Annotated in this window: 1 protein-coding gene; it reads right to left on the minus strand. The window is 69.5% G+C overall.

From position 1 onward, the window contains the following. Positions 1–239 (minus strand): hypothetical protein (locus AC0L26_RS32055; protein ID WP_473636092.1); only part of this gene is annotated, 239 nt, incomplete at both ends.

The following is a 239-nucleotide window of genomic DNA, read 5'->3' on the forward strand; positions in this document are numbered from 1 at the left end:
GCACCGGTGTCGCCGGTCGCACCCGTTGCACCCGTGGCTCCGGTATCACCCGTTGCGCCAGTTGCTCCGGTATCGCCGGTCGCACCGGTATCGCCGGTCGCGCCTGTGGTTCCGGTATCGCCAGTCGCACCCGTGTCGCCTGTGGCTCCGGTGTCACCCGTTGCGCCGGTATCGCCTGTGGCTCCGGTATCGCCTGTGGCTCCGGTATCGCCAGTGGCGCCGGTGTCACCAGTTGCACC

Source organism: Mesorhizobium sp. WSM4823 (genome assembly GCF_055811195.1).